The 16,913-nt window shown below is 61.8% G+C and carries 15 protein-coding genes, 2 rRNA genes and 1 riboswitch; of the genes, 8 read left to right on the forward strand and 9 right to left on the reverse strand.

The window, feature by feature from the left end; all coding sequences use genetic code 11:
- The 6 genes from AB5Y93_RS04965 to AB5Y93_RS04990 all read left to right on the forward strand — a co-directional run.
- Window positions 1-74 (forward strand): 23S ribosomal RNA (locus AB5Y93_RS04965); the annotation flags it as partial.
- A 106-nt stretch (window positions 75-180) separates the two neighbouring features.
- A 5S ribosomal RNA gene (rrf, locus tag AB5Y93_RS04970) occupies window positions 181-295 on the forward strand.
- A gap of 310 nt (window positions 296-605) precedes the next feature.
- Window positions 606-1,058 (forward strand): pullulanase, encoded by a 453-nt coding sequence (locus AB5Y93_RS04975; protein ID WP_029313820.1) that lies wholly within the window; start codon window positions 606-608, stop codon window positions 1,056-1,058.
- Between the two features lie 204 nt (window positions 1,059-1,262).
- A complete protein-coding gene (locus tag AB5Y93_RS04980; protein ID WP_052816555.1) occupies window positions 1,263-3,410 on the forward strand; it encodes an adenosylcobalamin-dependent ribonucleoside-diphosphate reductase in 2,148 nt (715 codons plus the stop codon).
- Window positions 3,411-3,419: 9 nt separating this feature from the next.
- Window positions 3,420-4,103 (forward strand): NrdJb, encoded by a 684-nt coding sequence (locus AB5Y93_RS04985; protein ID WP_045523810.1) that lies wholly within the window; start codon window positions 3,420-3,422, stop codon window positions 4,101-4,103.
- A gap of 206 nt (window positions 4,104-4,309) precedes the next feature.
- Window positions 4,310-5,680 (forward strand): PhoH family protein, encoded by a 1,371-nt coding sequence (locus tag AB5Y93_RS04990; RefSeq protein ID WP_010673145.1) that lies wholly within the window; start codon window positions 4,310-4,312, stop codon window positions 5,678-5,680.
- A gap of 66 nt (window positions 5,681-5,746) precedes the next feature.
- On the opposite strand, the gene AB5Y93_RS04995 is transcribed toward AB5Y93_RS04990, so the two are convergent.
- From AB5Y93_RS04995 to thiB, 4 genes are all read right to left on the reverse strand, one after another.
- Window positions 5,747-5,908, reverse strand: coding sequence for a hypothetical protein (locus AB5Y93_RS04995; protein WP_164882719.1), 162 nt, complete (start codon window positions 5,906-5,908; stop codon window positions 5,747-5,749).
- A 15-nt stretch (window positions 5,909-5,923) separates the two neighbouring features.
- Complete coding sequence (thiQ, locus tag AB5Y93_RS05000; RefSeq protein WP_368228897.1) at window positions 5,924-6,634, reverse strand: thiamine ABC transporter ATP-binding protein; 711 nt, start codon at window positions 6,632-6,634, stop codon at window positions 5,924-5,926.
- A 141-nt stretch (window positions 6,635-6,775) separates the two neighbouring features.
- Entirely contained in the window at window positions 6,776-8,404 is a 1,629-nt protein-coding gene (thiP, locus tag AB5Y93_RS05005) for a thiamine/thiamine pyrophosphate ABC transporter permease (RefSeq protein ID WP_368228898.1), read from the reverse strand.
- Window positions 8,380-9,360: a thiamine ABC transporter substrate binding subunit gene (gene thiB / locus AB5Y93_RS05010; protein ID WP_284488309.1), complete on the reverse strand. Its 981-nt coding sequence runs from the start codon at window positions 9,358-9,360 to the stop codon at window positions 8,380-8,382. The genes thiP and thiB overlap by 25 nt, the downstream gene beginning before the upstream one ends.
- 83 nt (window positions 9,361-9,443) lie before the next feature.
- A riboswitch (TPP riboswitch) is annotated at window positions 9,444-9,534 on the reverse strand.
- A 91-nt stretch (window positions 9,535-9,625) separates the two neighbouring features.
- Between thiB and AB5Y93_RS05015 the strand changes: the two genes are divergently transcribed.
- The gene (locus tag AB5Y93_RS05015; RefSeq protein ID WP_039041182.1) at window positions 9,626-9,916 is read left to right on the forward strand and encodes a PilZ domain-containing protein; all 291 of its coding nucleotides are present in this window, start codon (window positions 9,626-9,628) and stop codon (window positions 9,914-9,916) included.
- Between the two features lie 51 nt (window positions 9,917-9,967).
- Here AB5Y93_RS05015 and AB5Y93_RS05020 read toward each other — a convergent pair whose 3' ends face one another.
- The 5 genes from AB5Y93_RS05020 to leuA all read right to left on the reverse strand — a co-directional run bounded on the left by AB5Y93_RS05020 (window position 9,968) and on the right by leuA (window position 15,815).
- Window positions 9,968-10,897 (reverse strand): transglutaminase domain-containing protein, encoded by a 930-nt coding sequence (locus AB5Y93_RS05020; protein WP_167825205.1) that lies wholly within the window; start codon window positions 10,895-10,897, stop codon window positions 9,968-9,970.
- A 112-nt stretch (window positions 10,898-11,009) separates the two neighbouring features.
- The gene (gene leuD / locus AB5Y93_RS05025; protein WP_039041180.1) at window positions 11,010-11,609 is read right to left on the reverse strand and encodes a 3-isopropylmalate dehydratase small subunit; all 600 of its coding nucleotides are present in this window, start codon (window positions 11,607-11,609) and stop codon (window positions 11,010-11,012) included.
- Between the two features lie 16 nt (window positions 11,610-11,625).
- Entirely contained in the window at window positions 11,626-13,023 is a 1,398-nt protein-coding gene (gene leuC, locus AB5Y93_RS05030) for a 3-isopropylmalate dehydratase large subunit (protein WP_041211113.1), read from the reverse strand.
- A 32-nt stretch (window positions 13,024-13,055) separates the two neighbouring features.
- Entirely contained in the window at window positions 13,056-14,141 is a 1,086-nt protein-coding gene (gene leuB / locus AB5Y93_RS05035) for a 3-isopropylmalate dehydrogenase (protein ID WP_039041178.1), read from the reverse strand.
- A 111-nt stretch (window positions 14,142-14,252) separates the two neighbouring features.
- Window positions 14,253-15,815 (reverse strand): 2-isopropylmalate synthase, encoded by a 1,563-nt coding sequence (gene leuA, locus AB5Y93_RS05040; protein ID WP_010673154.1) that lies wholly within the window; start codon window positions 15,813-15,815, stop codon window positions 14,253-14,255.
- 405 nt (window positions 15,816-16,220) lie between these two features.
- On the opposite strand from leuA, the gene AB5Y93_RS05045 reads away from it, so the two are divergent.
- Window positions 16,221-16,844 (forward strand): TetR/AcrR family transcriptional regulator, encoded by a 624-nt coding sequence (locus AB5Y93_RS05045; protein WP_010673155.1) that lies wholly within the window; start codon window positions 16,221-16,223, stop codon window positions 16,842-16,844.
- Window positions 16,845-16,913: the final 69 nt, after the last annotated feature.

A 16,913-nucleotide genomic window follows, 5' to 3' on the forward strand; every position in this document is an offset into this window, starting at 1 on the left:
GTTGATAGGTGGGGTGTGTAAGCGTAGCGATACGTTGAGCTAACCCATACTAATTACCCGTGAGGCTTAACCATACAACACCCAAGAAGTGTTCTGGGCCTTGTAGCGAATGAACGAACTACTAATTCAGTGATAATGACCAAGTCGTTATTCACGTCAGCTTTCTAGATTAAGATTTTGCCTGGCGGCAATAGCGCCGTGGAACCACCTGATCCCATGCCGAACTCAGAAGTGAAACGCGGTAGCGCCGATGGTAGTGTGGCATTCGCCATGCGAGAGTAGGACACTGCCAGGCACCCAATACAAGAAACCCCGCTCACTCGAGCGGGGTTTTTTTATTGCCTGAAATTTAGCCCTCACTGGAGGGCAAACGGGCACTATGGTGCTGTTTCTCGCCGTGTTTTCTGATACTCGCATTCATCATCCCAGCCAATATCGACTTGTTTGTGGCCTGTCTCTGCTCAACATCTATTCGAAAGCCTGCATTCTGGATATAAAAAGCACAGAATGTGATGCTTCTACCTTTCTTGTCATGCCTGCTCTGGTTTAATTCCCGGGTCCACATCGATGGACCAAGGAATCACAATAATTTGAGGAATGGACACATGTTCAAAAGAACAGTAACGATGATGCTGGCGGCGGGAACCCTGGTATTAGGCGGTTGCGCATCCAATGGTGGTGCAGAGCAGGCGGCGGCGGACAACAGCGACTTCGGCGGCAAGTCCATCTACCTGCGTGGTGAGATGAACGACTGGATGGCCACCGACGAAAGCAAGGTCGTCAAGGTTGCCGACAAGCTCTATATGGCCAAGGGGACGCTCAAGAAAGAGTGGGCTCCTTACAAGTTCAAGTTTGCCGACTCCGGCTGGAGTTGTGGCACCAACTTCGGTTACAAGAGCCCGAGCGATGGCGTTGCCGTGCTCGGCGGGGAACCTGTACCAGTCAACCCGTGCTCCAAGTATGAGGACATGAAGTTCTCGCCCGAGGCGGATGGCGTCTATGAGTTCTATCTGAATATGGCGGGTGAGACACCGAGCGTATACGTCAAGAAACCCTGAGATAGTCTCTCGCTTTAAATCTCTCGGAAATTGAACCGGTTAAATGCCCTGGCCCAGAAATCTGCTGGCCGGGGCATTTTTTTAGGATAGAATCGGCGCCCTTACGACGGATGAATCACAACATATTGTGTTTTAAGTTCTTAAATTTACTACTGGTAGTATTCTTGTCACGATATTGCCCCATTCACAGGAGGTTGATTGACCATGGCTAAATCCATTCCGGTACTGGAGGGCGTCACCGCCAGCCGCCAGATCCCTCTGCAGGAGACGTCTCTCGAGATCTGGGACAGCAAGTATCGTCTCAAGAGCAAGGATGGCGCCCCCATCGACGGCTCCATCGACGAGACCTACCAGCGTGTCGCTCGCGCGTTGGCTGCGCAGGAGCGCGACCCCGACACCTGGTATGAACCCTTCCTGTGGGCCCTGCGCAATGGTGCTATTCCGGCGGGCCGTATCACCTCCAACGCCGGGGCGTTTGAGCACAAGCCGGCGACCTCCACCATCAACTGCACCGTCTCCGGCACCATTGAGGATTCGATGGACGATATCCTCGGCAAGGTGCACGAGGCGGGGCTGACCCTGAAGGCGGGTTGTGGCATCGGCTATGATTTTTCAACCCTGCGACCGCGCGGAGCCTTCGTTTCGGGAGCGGGGGCCTATACCTCCGGGCCGCTCTCCTTCATGGATATCTACGACAAGATGTGCTTTACCGTCTCCTCTGCCGGTGGCCGTCGTGGCGCCCAGATGGGCACCATGGATATCCGTCACCCCGATGTCGTCGAGTTCATCCAGGCCAAGCGGGAGGATGGTCGCCTGCGTCAATTCAACCTCTCCCTGCTCATCACGGAAGAGTTCGTCAGTGCGGTGAAGGAGGATGCCCCCTGGCAACTGATCTTCCCCTACACCGCCAAGGAGGTGGAGCAGGATGGCATCGCGCTGGATGACCCTGCGAGGGTGGTCTGGGCGGACTGGCCCAACAAGGAGGGTGTGGTGATCAACGAGCTGGGCCAGGTGGCCTGCAAGGTCTACAAGACCCTGCCCGCGCGCAAGCTGTGGAACGTCATCATGACCTCTACCTACGACTATGCGGAGCCCGGTTTCATCCTGATCGACAAGGTGAACCAGATGAACAACAACTGGTTCTGCGAAGAGATCCGTGCCACCAACCCCTGCGGTGAACAGCCTCTGCCGCCCTATGGGGCCTGTCTGCTGGGCTCGGTCAACCTGACCACCTTCGTGCGCGATCCCTTCACCGAGCAGGCCGCCTTCGACTGGCCCGCGTTTCGCAAGGTGGTGGCCATCTTCACCCGTATGCTCGACAACGTGGTGGAGATAAACCAGCTGCCGCTGGCCAAGCAGCGCGAGGAGATCACCGCCAAGCGTCGCCACGGCATGGGCTTCCTGGGGCTGGGCTCGACCCTCACCATGCTGCGCATCAAGTACGGCTCTGCGGCCTCCGTCGCCTTCACCGAACAGGTCTCCCAGGAGCTGGCGATGACCGGCTGGCAGGAGTCTCTGCGTCTGGCGAAGGAGAAGGGGCCGGCCCCCATCATGGAGCAGGAGTTCGAAGTCACCGGCAAGATGCTGCGTCTGCGCCCCGAAATGGCGGCAGATGGCATCAAGCTCGGCGACAAGGTGAAGGGCAAGGTGTTGCATGCCCGCTACAGCCGCTACATGCAGCAGGTGGCCGAGGTGGATCCCGCTCTGGTGGCCGAGCTGGCTGAGGTGGGTGGACGCTTCACCCATCACAGCAGCATAGCGCCGACCGGTACCATCTCCCTGTCGCTCGCCAACAACGCCAGTAACGGCATCGAGCCGAGCTTTGCCCACCACTACAGCCGCAATGTCATCAAGCCGGGCAAGAAGAGCAAGGAGAGCGTGGATGTCTACTCCTTCGAGCTGCTGGCCTATCGCGAGCTGGTGAACCCGGCCGCCATGCCCTATGCCGAGGAGGAGGGTAGCCGCCTGCCGGATTACTTCATCACCGCGGACGACGTCACGCCGACCGGGCACGTGGATATCCAGGCGGCGGCCCAGCGCTGGATCGACTCCTCCATCTCCAAGACCGCCAACGTGCCGACCGATTTTCCGTTCGAGCAGTTCAAGGATATCTACCTCTATGCCTCGGACTCCGGCCTCAAGGGCTGTACCACGTTCCGCTTCAACCCGGCCGCCTTCCAGGGCGTGCTGGTGAAGGAGAAGGATCTGGAGAACACCAGTTACGAGTTCACCCTGGAAGATGGCACCGTCATCACGGCGAAGGGGAACGAGGAGATCGAATACGATGGCGAGCTGCACACCGCAGCCAATCTCTATGACGCCTTGAAAGAAGGCTATTACGGCAAGTTCTGAGGACGAGACATGGTCAAGAAGATCGACAGAAAAATCGTCGCCTACAAGGTAAAAACCCGGGATGAGCCGCAAGATGCGCCGACGCCCAAGGATGACGTGGTGCACATGCATGAAACCGTGCTGCGCCCGGAACGGTTGATGGGCACCACCTACAAGCTGAAAACGCCGGAGCATGTCTCCGAGCACTCGCTGTTCATCACCATCAACGACATCATTCTCAACGAGGGCACGGTGCACGAGACCCGGCGCCCGTTCGAGATCTTCATCAACTCCAAGAGCCTGGAGCACTATCAGTGGATAGTGGCGCTGACCCGCATCATCTCGGCGGTGTTTCGCAAGGGAGGGGACGTCACCTTTCTGGTGGAGGAGTTGCGCTCCGTGTTCGATCCCAAAGGGGGCTACTGGAATAAGGGCAAGTACGTGCCCTCTCTCATCGCCGAAATTGGCAACGTGATCGAAACCCATCTCACCGAGATCGGCATGCTCAAGGTGCCCGGGCTGGACGAGCACCAGCAGGCGTTCCTGGCCGAGAAGCAGGCGCAATTGCAGGCACAGCAACAGGCAGAAGAGCAGCCGGCGGGCAGCGGTTTCCCACCCAGTGCCGCGCTCTGCTACAAGTGCCACACCAAGGCGCTGGTGCAAAAGGATGGCTGCATGACCTGTCTCAATTGCGGGGATTCCAAGTGCGGTTGAGGTGCTGATTGCCACCAAAGGCCGGCAACATGCCGGCCTTTTCATTGCTGATTTTATGTTCGAACGACGCCCATGATGGCAGCGATTTGTTGCGCACCGGTAAATTCGGGCGTAGCGTTGGGGGTAATAAAACTGTCACGGCCGTGTGGTTTCAATGACATCTGAGATTCACACACGTGGCACCTTCAGTGCCAAGGAGGATGCTTATGGACAACACGGACCGAAAGCTGTTTATCCTGGATACCAACGTTCTGCTTCACGAACCCCTCGCCATCTACTCCTTCAAAGAGCACGACGTGCTCATCCCCATGACGGTGCTCGAAGAGCTCGACAACATCAAGGATCGCCAGAAGGACGTCAGCCGTGATGCCCGCATCGCCATCCGTGCCCTGGAAGATGTCTTCCGCGATGCGACTCCGGAGCAGATAGTGCAAGGAGTGGCGCTGGCCGGCGAGGCGAGCGGTCGTATCTCCATCTTCAGCGACCACCATCTGCCTCAGGATGCCGAGGTGTTCACCGACAAGGAGGCGGACAACCGCATCATCAACGCCGCCCTTTACCTGCAAAAGCACGAGATGAAGCGTCAGGTGGTGCTGGTCACCAAAGACATCAACATGCGCCTCAAGGCCAAGGGAGCAGGTCTTGCCCATGTGGAGGATTACCGCAGCGACCAGCTCATCGACGACATCCGCCTGCTCGCCAAGGGCTTCCAGGTGGTGCCCGGCAGCTTCTGGGAGCGGGTCGGTGAGTGCGACAGCGAAACCCATGGCCGCGATACGGTCCACGTCATCGATGCCAACCTGCTGGAGGGAGTCCACGTCAACCAGTACCTCCTGGACGAGGAGAACTTCTTTGCCGCGCGGGTGCTGAGCCACGACGGCAACAAGATCCGCCTGAAAGATCTCGGCCGCGAGCGGCTGATGTCCCGCAAGGCCTGGGGAGTGCATCCCAAGAACGTCTATCAGGGCATGGCGCTGGATGCCCTGCTGGATCCGCATATCGACCTGGTGATCCTGACCGGCCCGGCGGGCTGCGGCAAGACCCTGCTCGCCATGGCGGCGGCGCTGGAGCTGGTGATCGAGAAGGGGATCTACGAGAAGGTGATCGTCACCCGCAATACCCCGGAAATTGCCGAGAGCATCGGCTTCCTGCCCGGCACCGAGGAGGAGAAGATGATGCCCTGGCTGGCGGCGGTGACCGACACCCTGGAGGTGCTGCACAAGCAGGACGAGAACATGAGCGGGTCGCTCAGCTACATCATGGAGAAGGCCAATATCCAGTTCAAATCGGTCAACTTCATGCGCGGGCGCAGCATCCAGAACACCTTCGTGCTGCTGGATGAGTGCCAGAACCTGACCGCGTCCCAGATCAAGACCATCATCACCCGCTGCGGGGAGGGGACCAAGATCGTCTGCTCCGGCAACCTGGCACAAATAGACTCCAACTACCTGAGCCCGGTGACCTCGGGGCTGACCTACATCGTCGAGCGGTTCAAGGACTTCGACGGCAGTGCCAACATCTTCCTGAACGGGGTGGTGCGCAGCAGGCTGGCTTCGTTCGCCGAGGAAAATCTCTGATTTGACGGGATCTCTGCATGAGAAAGGGGAAGCCGGACGGCTTCCCCTTTTTTGATCCCGCCTATCTCATGCCTCTCTCGGTCGGCCCAGGTAGCGCAGCAGCCCGGGGTGATCGCTGCTGTGCAGGATATCCGGCTTGCCCTGCAAGGCGATGCGCCCTGCGTCGATGAAGAGCGCCTGATCGGCGATGAGCTGGGCATCGTCCTGGGAACGACAGGGAGATACCATCAGCTTGTCAGCCCTTCACTGTGGCGCCAGAGCGCGGCCCAGGTAGCGTAGCAGCCCGGGGTGATCGCTACTGTGCAGGATATCCGGCTTGCCCTGCAAGGCGATGCGTCCCGCGTCGATGAAGAGCACCTGATCGGCGATGAGCTGGGCATCCTCGGGGTTGTGAGAGACCATCAGCACGGTGATGCCCTGCTCGCAGGCGAGGCGGGCGACCTCCGCCAGCATCTCCCGGCGCAGGGCCGGATCGAGGGCCGAGAAGGGCTCGTCCAGCAGCAGCAGCGGCCTGCCCCGCACCAGGGCGCGGGCCAGCCCCACCCGCTGCTGCTGGCCGCCGGAGAGCTGCTCCGGCAGGCGCGTCAGCATCTCCCCCAGGCCCACCTTGTCAGCGGCCTCCTGCACCTGCCTTTTCTGGGCCGAATTCAAGCGCAGGCCGGGATGCAGGCCGATGGCGATGTTGTCGAACACCGACAGGTGCAGGAAGAGGTTGTGATCCTGGAACAGGGTGGTGACCGGGCGCTCGGCGGGGCCCAGTGACAGCAGATCCTGGCCGTCGAAGGTGAGGGTGCCCGACTCCACCGGCACGAAGCCCGCGATCATGCCGAGCAGGGTGGACTTGCCGGCGCCGCTCGGACCGATGAGGGCGGTGATCTCCCCCTTGGGCAAGGTCGCGCTGAAGGTCACCTGCCAGTCGGGATAACTGGTGACCAGTTCCTCAATTACCAGCATGTTTGGCTCCTGAATGTGGCTTTATAGAACAACAAGTAAGAAAAATTGATGAAAGGCAGCGTGAGTGACTGCCCCAAGGGGCGCCCCAGAGGCGTGCCCGGCCGGATCCTGGGGGTAGGGAGGCGGCAATGCCGCCGGGGATCAGTGATCCACATGCCTGCCTCCCAGTCCCCGCTCCACCAGCCAGAACAGGGAGAAGCAGAGGGTGAGCAGCAGCAGGGCGGTGGCGGCCGCCTCGGTCAGCCGGTAGCTGCCGAGCTGTTGATAGAGCAGCCAGGGCAGGGTAGTGAGGGTCTGGCTGCCGAACATGGCGATGGCCCCGAGATCCCCGAGGGACAATATCATCGAGAGCGCCATGGCCAGGGCCAGCGGACGGCGCAGCAGGGGCCACTCCACCAGGCGCAGGCGATGCAGGCCGCGCACCCCCAGGCTGTCCGCCAGCCGATCGTACTGGTGCACCACCAGTTGCATGGGGGCCGAGAGGGTGCGCAGCACATAGGGCAGCGCCATCAGGGCGTTGACCAGCACCACCAGCCAGGGGCCCAGGGCAAAGACGTCGGTGAAAGGCATGAACAGGATGAAGAGGCCGGTGGAGAGCACCACCGCCGGGATCATCAGGATCATGGAGCCGCAGGCTTCCCACAGGGCGGCGGCCCGCCGTTTGCGATCCCGCACCCTCAGATGCCGGCTGGTGAGCAGCAGTCCGGCGCCGAGCAGGGTGGCCAGGGAGCCCGCCGCCAGGGCTATGCCCAGAGACTGCCCCCCTGCCTGCCACAGCCGGGGTGAGCCGAGCGCCGCCAGCAGACCGGGGTTGAACCCGGCGACCACGATGGCCAGCAGGGGCGGCAGGAAAATGGCGAGCCCCATGGTCAGGGCCAGCCCATCCACCAGAGCGCTGCCCTTCTGGTGTCTGTCGGGACGCAGGCAGGGGCGACGGCTGGTGAGGCGACTGGCCGGGGTGGTCTGCAGCTTGTGTTGCAGCAGGAGCAGGGCCAGGGTCAGCAGCAGTTGCACCAGGGCGAGCCCGCCAGCGGTGGCGAGATCGAAGTCAAAGCGCAGCGCCTGGTAGACAGCTACCTCCAGTGTGGTGGACTTGGGGCCGCCCCCGAGCGCCAGCACTGTGGTGAAGCTGGTGAAGCAGAGCATGAAGATGAGGCTGGCTAGCCCCGGCAAGATGCCGCGGATGAGCGGCCACTCTAGCAGCCGGAAGATGTGGGAGGAGCGCATGCCGAGCTGACTGGCGAGGCGCCAGGAGGACTCGGGGATGCTCTCTATGCTCTGCAGGATGAGGCGGGCGGCCAGCGGCATGTTGAAGAAGACATGGGCCAGCAGGATGCCGAACAGGCCATAGAGATAGTTGCCGGGGTCCAGGCCCAGGCCGTGCAGCAGTTGCGGCAGCCAGCCCTGGCGACCGTGCACCGCCACCATGCCGAAGATGGCGATGATGACCGGTAGCACCAGGGAGAGGCCGAACAGCTTGAGCAGCAGGCGGCGTCCGGTGAAACGGCGTCGCGCCAGGGCCCTGGCCACCGGGATGGCAAGCACCAGGCTCAGCAGGGTGGAGAGCAGTGCCTGCCAGAGGCTGAAACCCAGCACGTGGCGCAGGTAGGGATCGCCTAGCAGGGCGCGGGGGGAGAGGGCCCCCGCCTGCCACAACAGGGCGACCAGCGGCCCAATGGAGAGCAGCAGGATGACCAGGGTGGCTGCACTGCCGGGCAGCCACCAGAGGGAACGACGACCTGAACTCACTGGGTGACGGCTTGCAGCCATTCGCGGATCCACCCCTTGCGGTTGGCGGCCACCTCGTCAGAGCTGAAGGTGAGCGGCTTAGCTACGGTGATCATCTGTTCGAACCCCTTGGGCAGCACCACGTCTGTCACCGGATACATCCAGTTGCCGCCGGGGATCTCGTTCTGGAAGGCGGGGCTCACCATGAATTGCAGGAACTGGTCAGCCAGTTTGCCCTGTGTGGCGCCCTTGAGCTTGGCCGCCACTTCCACCTGGCGGTAGTGCCCCTCCTCGAACGCGGCCGCCCGGTACTGGGGCTTGTTTTCGGCGATCAGGTGATAGGCGGGGGAGGTGGTGTAGGAGAGCACCATGTCCGCCTCGCCGTCGAGAAACATGCCGTAGGCCTCTGACCACCCCTTGGTGACGGTGACCGTCTTTTTGGCAAGCGTGGCCCAGGCGGCAGGGGCCTCATCCCCGTAGACCGACTTCATCCAGAGCATCAGCCCCTGACCAGGGGTGGAGGTGCGGGGATCCTGATAGATCACCTTGATATCGGGGCGCGCCACCAGCTCCTTCAGGCTCTTGGGGGGCTGCTTGAGCTTGTTGCTGTCATAGACGAAGGCGAAGTAGCCGTAGTCATAGGGGACAAAGGTGTCGTCTTGCCAGCCACCCGGCACCTTGAGGCCATCGAGCCTGGTGGAATGGGGGGCGAACAGGCCGCTCTGTTTGGCCTCGCTGATGAGGGCATCGTCCAGCCCCAGCACCATGTCGGCCTTGCTGTGCTGGCCTTCCAGCCGCAGCCGGTTGAGGATGGCGACGCCATCCTCGAGGGGCACCAGATTGAGGGTGCAGCCGCACTCCTTCTCGAAGGCCTGCTTGATCTTGGGGCCCGGCCCCCATTCGGCGGCGAAGGAGCCGTAGGTGTAGACGGTGAGGGTGTCGGCGGCAAACGCCTGGGCAGAGAGCAGGCTGGTGGCGATCAGCAGCAGGGTCTTCATCAATGGCACTCCTGTGGATGTCGGGGTGCTCATCAATGGCACCTCGCGTGTGGTGAGCGCCGGCGGATGAGGGCACAAAAAACGCGCGCCATGCCTCAAATTCCTCCGCCAGCATTATCTGGATCAGGTTCACGGGTATAATCTCAGCGGTAAACCGCACCCCGTTTGAGCAACGCATCGCATTGTATTGGCGTTCCTGGGGGGAGGCCAGCACTATGTTTCACGGGCCGCATCGTGCGAGCCACCACCAAGGAGGAAGTCCCCAGTGATCACCAGCACCAAGGAAAGACGTGCCTTCCAGCGCATGGTCATCAATGCCCCCGTCACCCTGTTCCAGCATCAGCAGGTGCTGGAGGGGGTCTGCCGGGATCTCAGCGCCAACGGCATGGGCGTCGAGGTGAACAAGCACGCGTTCGATCTGGCCCAGCCCATCCGGGTGAGCCTGGCGACCAGCAGCAATCTTCTGCCTCCCTTCGAGGCCCAGGCTCGCATCGTGCGGGTGCTGGAGGAAGAAGACGGTCTCCTGCTGGCGCTGGAGTTTCTCTCCCTCACCTGAGACCCGGGCGCCCGTCCTCCTCGAGACAGGCCAGCCATGGGCTGGCCTGTCTCATTTCCCCTCATCCTGCACCGGCTGCACGCTCAACTGGCCGCTGTCGACCAGCGTCTTGCTGGTGGGCGCGAGCTGGCCCATGGGCAGCTGGGCCGGGCCGGTCGGCTCCATCAGGAGGTAGATCTCCCCCGCCCGGCTCAAGGTGGCGTCTCCCGGTTTGGCTGGCAGGGCCACCCCCAGCAGGGCGTGTCCCGGCACGAACACCATGGCCTGCTTGAGATCGGGATACCCCTGGGCCAGCAGGGCGGCCATCAGGGTCACCTTGCTGTCGCAATCTCCCCGGTTCTGCTCCAGCACCTGGCGCGGGCTCAGAAACCCCTTGCCAGAGCGGCCCGACTGGCTGTCGAGCAGTTGATAAGGGATGGCCTGGATGAAGTCGAGCATGTGGGCCACCGTCTTTTGGCGCGCCTCGGTCTCGGTGGCCCCTTCCTGCTTGAGCTGCTCCATCAACGGGGCCAGTTCGTCCCGGCTCTCCAGGGCGATGCGCACATGATCCTGCTTGATGGCGGGAGCGCCGTCGGGGGCAGTGAAGGGCTGGAAGTAGTGCTGCGTGAGCCAGGCGGCCTCCAGTTTGGCCTGCTCGGGCTTGACCCATTGGGAGGCTTCCCGCGCCTTGTCGGCGTTGCGGCTCTTGATGCTGAGGCTCATGGCGGGGCGAACGAGGGAGAACTGCACCTCGGGGAACGCCAGGGGGGCCTGTTGCAGCAGGCTTTGCAGTACGTCTTCCTGCATCCTGGCCGGACGGTAAGCGATGAGAGGGGGCAGCTTGCCCGCCTCCAGCCGATAGCTGAGCTGCTGCGCCTTGCCCTCCCTGTCCTGCCAGCCGACGTTGAGCTGACCGCCACTGTTGGTGAAAGAGGTCTGCCCGCCCAGGGCCGGGAGGCTGAGCAGCAGGCAGAGCAATGAAAGGGCGCCCCTTGCGGACATAGGTGTCTCCTGTCGGACATGCAGAGGTGGCGGGCTTTGTACAGCGACCCGACAATAAAACAGGGAGCCTCGGCTCCCTGTTGATTCTACTCGCTTTCTTGTCGCAGGCTCGTCAAATCCAGCTTGGCTGCTTCGCCTCGAAGGCGCTGATGGCGGCCTCGTGCTGCAGGGTCAGACCGATGGCATCCAGCCCGTTGAGCAGACAGTAGCGACGGAACTCGTCGATTTCGAAGCCGAACGTGAGGCTGCCTGCACGCACCTGGTTGGCCTCCAGATCCACTTCGATCTCGATGCCCGGCTGGGCGGCGACCAGCTGGAACAGGGCGTCGACCTCCTCCTCCTTCAGACGAACCGGCACCATGCCGTTGTTGATGGCGTTGCCGTAGAAGATGTCGGCAAAGCTCGGGGCGATCATGGTCTTGAAGCCGTAGTCCGCCAGCGCCCAGGGGGCGTGCTCGCGACTCGAGCCGCAGCCGAAGTTCTCGCGGGCCAACAGGATGCTGGCACCGGCGAATTGCGGTTTGTTCAGCACGAACTCCGGGTTGGGCTGCTCCCCTGCATCGTCCAGGAAGCGCCAGTCGTGGAACAGGTGCTTGCCAAAGCCGATGCGGTTCACCTTCTGCAGGAACTGCTTGGGAATGATGGCGTCGGTGTCGACGTTGGCGCTGTCGAGGGGAACGACGATCCCTTTATGCTGTTTGAAACCTGTCATCATGTTCTCCTTGTCGTTACAGCGCACGAATGTCGGCGAAGCGGCCGGTGACTGCGGCGGCGGCGGCCATGGCCGGGCTCACCAGGTGGGTGCGGCCGGCACGACCCTGACGCCCCTCGAAGTTGCGGTTGCTGGTGGAGGCGCAGCGCTCCCCCGGTTGCAGCCGGTCGTTGTTCATGGCCAGACACATTGAGCAGCCGGGCAAGCGCCACTCAAAGCCTGCCTCGATGAAGATCTTGTCCAGCCCCTCGGCCTCGGCCTGGGCCTTCACCTGCTCGGAGCCCGGCACCACCAGGGCCTGTACCCCTGCGGCGACCTTGCGACCGCGGGCGATGGCGGCGGCAGCGCGCAGATCCTCGATGCGGCTGTTGGTGCACGAACCGATGAACACCTTGTCGATGGCCACGTCGGAGAGCTTCTGACCCGGTTGCAGGTCCATGTAGGCGAGGGCCTTGCGGGCGGACTGCTGCTCCACCGGATCGGCGAAGGATTCCGGTGCAGGGATGGGCTCATTGACGGCAATCACCTGGCCCGGGTTGGTTCCCCAGGTCACTTGCGGGGCGATGTCGGCGGCGTCGAGCACCACTTCGGCATCGAAGTGGGCACCTTCGTCGCTCTTGAGGGTCAGCCAGTAGGCGATGGCCTGCTCCAGCGCCTCCCCCTTGGGAGCGAACTCCTTGCCACGGATGTAGTCGATGGTGGTCTGGTCGGGGGCAATCATGCCCGCTTTGGCGCCGAGCTCGATGGCCATGTTGCACACCGTCATGCGCCCTTCCATGGTGAGCCCCTCGATGGCTTCACCGGCGAACTCCACCACGTAGCCGGTCCCGCCTGCGTGACCCACCTTGCCGATGATGGCGAGCACCACGTCTTTGGCGCTGATGCCTGCGGCCAGCTTGCCGTTGACAGAGATACGCATGGTCCTGGCGCGGCCCTGTTTCAGGGTCTGGGTGGCCATCACGTGTTCCACCTCGGAGGTGCCGATACCGAATGCGAGCGAGCCGAAGGCGCCGTGGGTGGCGGTGTGGGAGTCACCGCAGACGATGGTGGTGCCGGGCAATGTGATGCCGAGCTCGGGGCCCATCACGTGGACGATGCCCTGATATTTGTGGTTCAAGTCATAGAGACGAACCCCGAACGCCTTGCAGTTGGCGGCGAGTGTCTCCATCTGGATGCGGGCCATCTCGCCGGAGGCGGCGATGTCCTTGGTGGTGGTGGAGACGTTGTGATCCATGGTGGCCCAGGTCAGATCCGGGCGACGCAGCTGGCGGTTCATGGCGCGCAGGCCGTCGAATGCCTGGGGGCTGGTCACTTCATGCACCAGATGACGGTCGATGTAGATGAGAGGGGTTTCCCCTTCCACCTCCCGCACCACGTGGGCGTCGAACACTTTCTGATAGAGGGTCTTGGACATTGCTCGGTTTCCTTGTTATCGATGCCGTGGGATCAGATGCGCGCGGCGATCTGGCTGCCCATGTCGGCCGTGCTCTGCACCGGGTGCGTGGCGCTGGCCTGATGCAGGTCGGCGGTGAAATAGCCTTCTGCCAGGGTCTGGGCCACGGCCTGCTCGATGGCCTGGGCGGCGGCTTCCTGGCCGAGACTGTAACGCAGCATCAGGGCGGCGGAGAGGATCTGGGCGATGGGATTTGCAATCCCCTTGCCGGCGATATCCGGGGCCGAGCCACCGGCCGGCTCGAACAGGCCGAAGCCGGATTCGTTGAGGCTGGCGGAGGGGAGCAGGCCCATGGAGCCAGTGATCATGGCGCACTCGTCGGAGAGGATGTCACCGAACAGGTTGGAGCAGAGCAGCACGTCGAACTGGGACGGATCCTTGATGAGCTGCATGGTGGCGTTGTCGATGTACATGTGGTTCAGGGCGACGTCCGGGTAGGACTTGGCGACCTCGGTCACCACCTCGCGCCACAGGATGGAGGAGGCGAGCACGTTGGCCTTGTCGATGGAGGTGACCCTAGACTTGCGCACCCGGGCCGATTCAAACGCTATCTTGGCGATGCGCTCGATCTCGAAGCGGTGGTACACCTCGGTGTCGAAGGCCTTCTCGGTGGCGCCTTCCCCTTCACGCCCCTTGGGCTGGCCGAAATAGATGCCGCCGGTCAGCTCGCGCACGCAGGCGATGTCGAAGCCGCGATCGGAGATGTCGGCACGCAGCGGGGAGAACTGCTCCAGACCGGTGTAGATGCGGGCCGGGCGCAGGTTGCAGAACAGTTTGAAGTGGGCACGCAGGGGCAGTAGGGCACCGCGCTCCGGCTGATCGTTGGGCGGCAGGTGCTCCCACTTGGGGCCACCCACCGATCCGAACAGCACCGCATCGGCCGCTTCGCAGCCTTTGATCGTGCTCTGGGGCAGCGGTGTGCCGTGGTTGTCGATGGCGATGCCGCCGACGTCGTGACGGTCATAGTCGAGGGAGAAGCCGAATTTGGTCTGCACCTTTTCCAGTACCTTGATGGCCTCAGCCATCACTTCCGGGCCAATGCCGTCACCCGGCAATACTGCGATCCGATAACTGCTCATACTCTCTCCGTCTTGATAGTGTGATTCCGTTTCATCCGGGAGGCCGGTCCGGGCCACTGCCCTGGCCCCGGTCCTCCCCATGTCATGTTGTCATCTTGTCCGGCGGCGGGCTCAGACGGTTTCCGATTTGATGGTGTGGTTGCGCTCCATCTGCTCGGCGACCTGGTCCGCGCGCCAGATGCTGTTGATCACGTGGACCAGGGCCTGGGCCGAGGATTCGATGATGTCGGTGGCCAGCCCCATGCCGTGGAACTTGCGCCCCTTGTACTCGGCGACGATGTCCACCTGGCCGAGGGCGTTCTTGCCCTCGCCCTTGCCTTTGAGTTCGTATTTATCGATGCGGATCTCGTAGCCGGTGATGCGGTTGATGCACTGGTAGACCGCATCCACCGGGCCGTTGCCGGTGGCGGCCTCGCACACCAGATCCTGGCCTACCTTGAGCTTGACCGAGGCGGTGGCGAGCACCGAGCTGCCGCTCTGCACGCCGAGGTACTCCAGCTTGAAGTGCTCGGGCTCCTCGTGGATCTGGCTGAAGAAGGCGAGGGCCTCCAGGTCGTAGTCGAACACCTGGCCCTTCTTGTCGGCCAGGGTGAGGAACTTGGCGTAGAGATCGTCGAGGTCGTAGCTGCTCTCGGCGTAGCCCATGGACTCCATCCGGTGCTTGATGACGTGGCGGCCGGAGCGGGAGGTCATGTTGAGGTTGTTCTGGGTGAGACCGATGCTCTCGGGGGTGATGATTTCATAGGTGTTCTTCGCCTTGAGCACGCCGTCCTGATGGATGCCTGAGCTGTGGGAGAAGGCGTTGGCGCCGACGATGGCCTTGTTGGGCTGCACCGGCATGTTGCAGATTTGACTGACGAGGGTGCTGGTGCGATGGATCTCGCTGTGGCGGATGTTGGTGTGTACCCCGAGCAGGTCGGCGCGGGTTTTCAGGATCATCGCGACCTCTTCCAGAGAGCAGTTGCCAGCACGCTCGCCGATGCCGTTGATGGTGCACTCGATCTGGCGGGCCCCCATCTGCACGGCACTGATGGAGTTGGCCACCGAGAGGCCCAGATCGTCGTGGCAGTGCACCGAGATGATGGCCTTGTCGATGTTGGGCACCCGGTTGAACAGGGTGTGGATGATGCCGGAAAATTCGGTCGGCACCGTGTAGCCCACGGTGTCAGGAATGTTGATGGTGCGGGCGCCGGCCTTGATGGCGGCTTCCACCATGCGGCACAGGTTGTCTATCGGGGTGCGGCCCGCATCTTCGCAGGAGAACTCCACGTCATCGGTGTAGCGCAAGGCGTGCTTGATGGCGCCGACCCCCATCTCCAGCACGTCTTCGAAGCTCTTTTTCAGCTTGCTCTCCACGTGGATGGAGGAGGTGGAGATGAAGGTATGGATGCGAAACGCCTCTGCCACTTTCAAGGCTTCGCCGGCGGCATCGATGTCTTTTTGCAGGGCGCGAGCCAGGGCGCAGACCCGGCTGTTCTTGATGTGGCGGGCGATGGTCTGAACCGATTGAAAATCGCCGGGGGAGGAGACAGGGAAACCCACTTCCATGATATCGACACCGAGCCGCTCCAGCGCCTGGGCGATCTGCAGCTTCTCCTTGACCGTCAAGCTGGCCGACAGCGCCTGCTCACCATCACGCAAGGTGGTGTCGAATATGATGACCCGATCTGACATGTGACTTCCCTCTTCCTAAGTTCGCTGCGTGCATCCTGCATGGCATAAAAAAACCCGTGCGGGGTGCACGGGTTTCTGTAAATTCCGGCTATGCCTTAGCCCGGCTACAAGGATCCCGCGCGAGGAGTCGCGATTAGGGAGAGCAGTAGTAGCGGAGCGGCAATACGCATGATGTCTCAATCCTTCCAGTCGATAACGCTACTACCAATAACGAGATTTTTATGCTGTGTCAACCGGAATGGACAGGTTCAATCCACTGGTTTATTTAATCGGATTGTAAAGGAGTGCAAATTCTCTTGTCCCATATTCGGTTCATGCCTGATTATCTGGTCATTCCTGCTGTACTCGATCACCCGCACAATCAGATCGACTTATCAGCCCTTGCTGAATTATCTGAGGTATTCCATGGAAAAACGCAGACCTGGCCGTCCAGTCGGACGTTCCGACATTCGTGACAAGCTGCTTGCCGCCGCACGCGAACGTTTTCTCAACACCCCCTACAGCAAGGTGACGACCCGCGAGATTGCCGAGCTGGCAGGCTCCAATCTGGCGATGATCCACTACTACTTCGGCAGCAAGGAAGGCCTCTACAAGGCGGTGCTGGGGGATGTGGCCGAGCCCCTCGAGCAAGCCTGGCACGACGAGAGCAGCAATCGCAGCCTGACCGATCTGCTCAACACCTACTATCAGGTGATGGCGCCCAACAGCGAGCTGACCTCCGCCATCTCCAGCGCATTGTCCACTGAAAAGAGCCCGGGGCGTGATTTTGTGCTGAGCCGCCTGCTGGATCGCCAACTTCCCCAGTTCGATGCCCTGCTCGAATCCATGCGCTCCAACGGCCAGCTGGCGGACAACCTGGACCCCGAGATGCTGAAGATCTCCTTCCTCAGCATGATGTGGCAGCCTTTCGTGATGAAGGATCTCTACGAACAGGTGTTTGGTCTGACGGTGGACGAGCACTTCATGAGCCGCCTCGCGGCCCACAACTGCCGCCTGATGGAAAACGGCCTGCGCGGTGCCCTGAACTGACTTTTTCGGGATGACGGATGAAAAAGGGCCCCTGGGCCCTTTTTTTCATCAATCTGTTATCTGGGCGTC

Origin of the sequence: Aeromonas sp. R10-1 (genome assembly GCF_040908465.1) — a bacterium.
GTDB classification, from domain to species: Bacteria; Pseudomonadota; Gammaproteobacteria; order Enterobacterales; family Aeromonadaceae; genus Aeromonas; species Aeromonas caviae.

Coding starts and splice junctions, on each gene's coding strand:
- AB5Y93_RS04975 (WP_029313820.1), top strand. CDS start 606: ATGTTCAAAAGAACAGTAACGATGATGCTGGCGGCGGGAACCCTGGTA.
- AB5Y93_RS04980 (WP_052816555.1), top strand. CDS start 1,263: ATGGCTAAATCCATTCCGGTACTGGAGGGCGTCACCGCCAGCCGCCAG.
- AB5Y93_RS04985 (WP_045523810.1), top strand. CDS start 3,420: ATGGTCAAGAAGATCGACAGAAAAATCGTCGCCTACAAGGTAAAAACC.
- AB5Y93_RS04990 (WP_010673145.1), top strand. CDS start 4,310: ATGGACAACACGGACCGAAAGCTGTTTATCCTGGATACCAACGTTCTG.
- AB5Y93_RS04995 (WP_164882719.1), bottom strand. CDS start 5,908: ATGGTATCTCCCTGTCGTTCCCAGGACGATGCCCAGCTCATCGCCGAT.
- thiQ (WP_368228897.1), bottom strand. CDS start 6,634: ATGCTGGTAATTGAGGAACTGGTCACCAGTTATCCCGACTGGCAGGTG.
- thiP (WP_368228898.1), bottom strand. CDS start 8,404: ATGGCTGCAAGCCGTCACCCAGTGAGTTCAGGTCGTCGTTCCCTCTGG.
- thiB (WP_284488309.1), bottom strand. CDS start 9,360: ATGAAGACCCTGCTGCTGATCGCCACCAGCCTGCTCTCTGCCCAGGCG.
- AB5Y93_RS05020 (WP_167825205.1), bottom strand. CDS start 10,897: ATGTCCGCAAGGGGCGCCCTTTCATTGCTCTGCCTGCTGCTCAGCCTC.
- leuD (WP_039041180.1), bottom strand. CDS start 11,609: ATGACAGGTTTCAAACAGCATAAAGGGATCGTCGTTCCCCTCGACAGC.
- leuC (WP_041211113.1), bottom strand. CDS start 13,023: ATGTCCAAGACCCTCTATCAGAAAGTGTTCGACGCCCACGTGGTGCGG.
- leuB (WP_039041178.1), bottom strand. CDS start 14,141: ATGAGCAGTTATCGGATCGCAGTATTGCCGGGTGACGGCATTGGCCCG.
- leuA (WP_010673154.1), bottom strand. CDS start 15,815: ATGTCAGATCGGGTCATCATATTCGACACCACCTTGCGTGATGGTGAG.
- AB5Y93_RS05045 (WP_010673155.1), top strand. CDS start 16,221: ATGGAAAAACGCAGACCTGGCCGTCCAGTCGGACGTTCCGACATTCGT.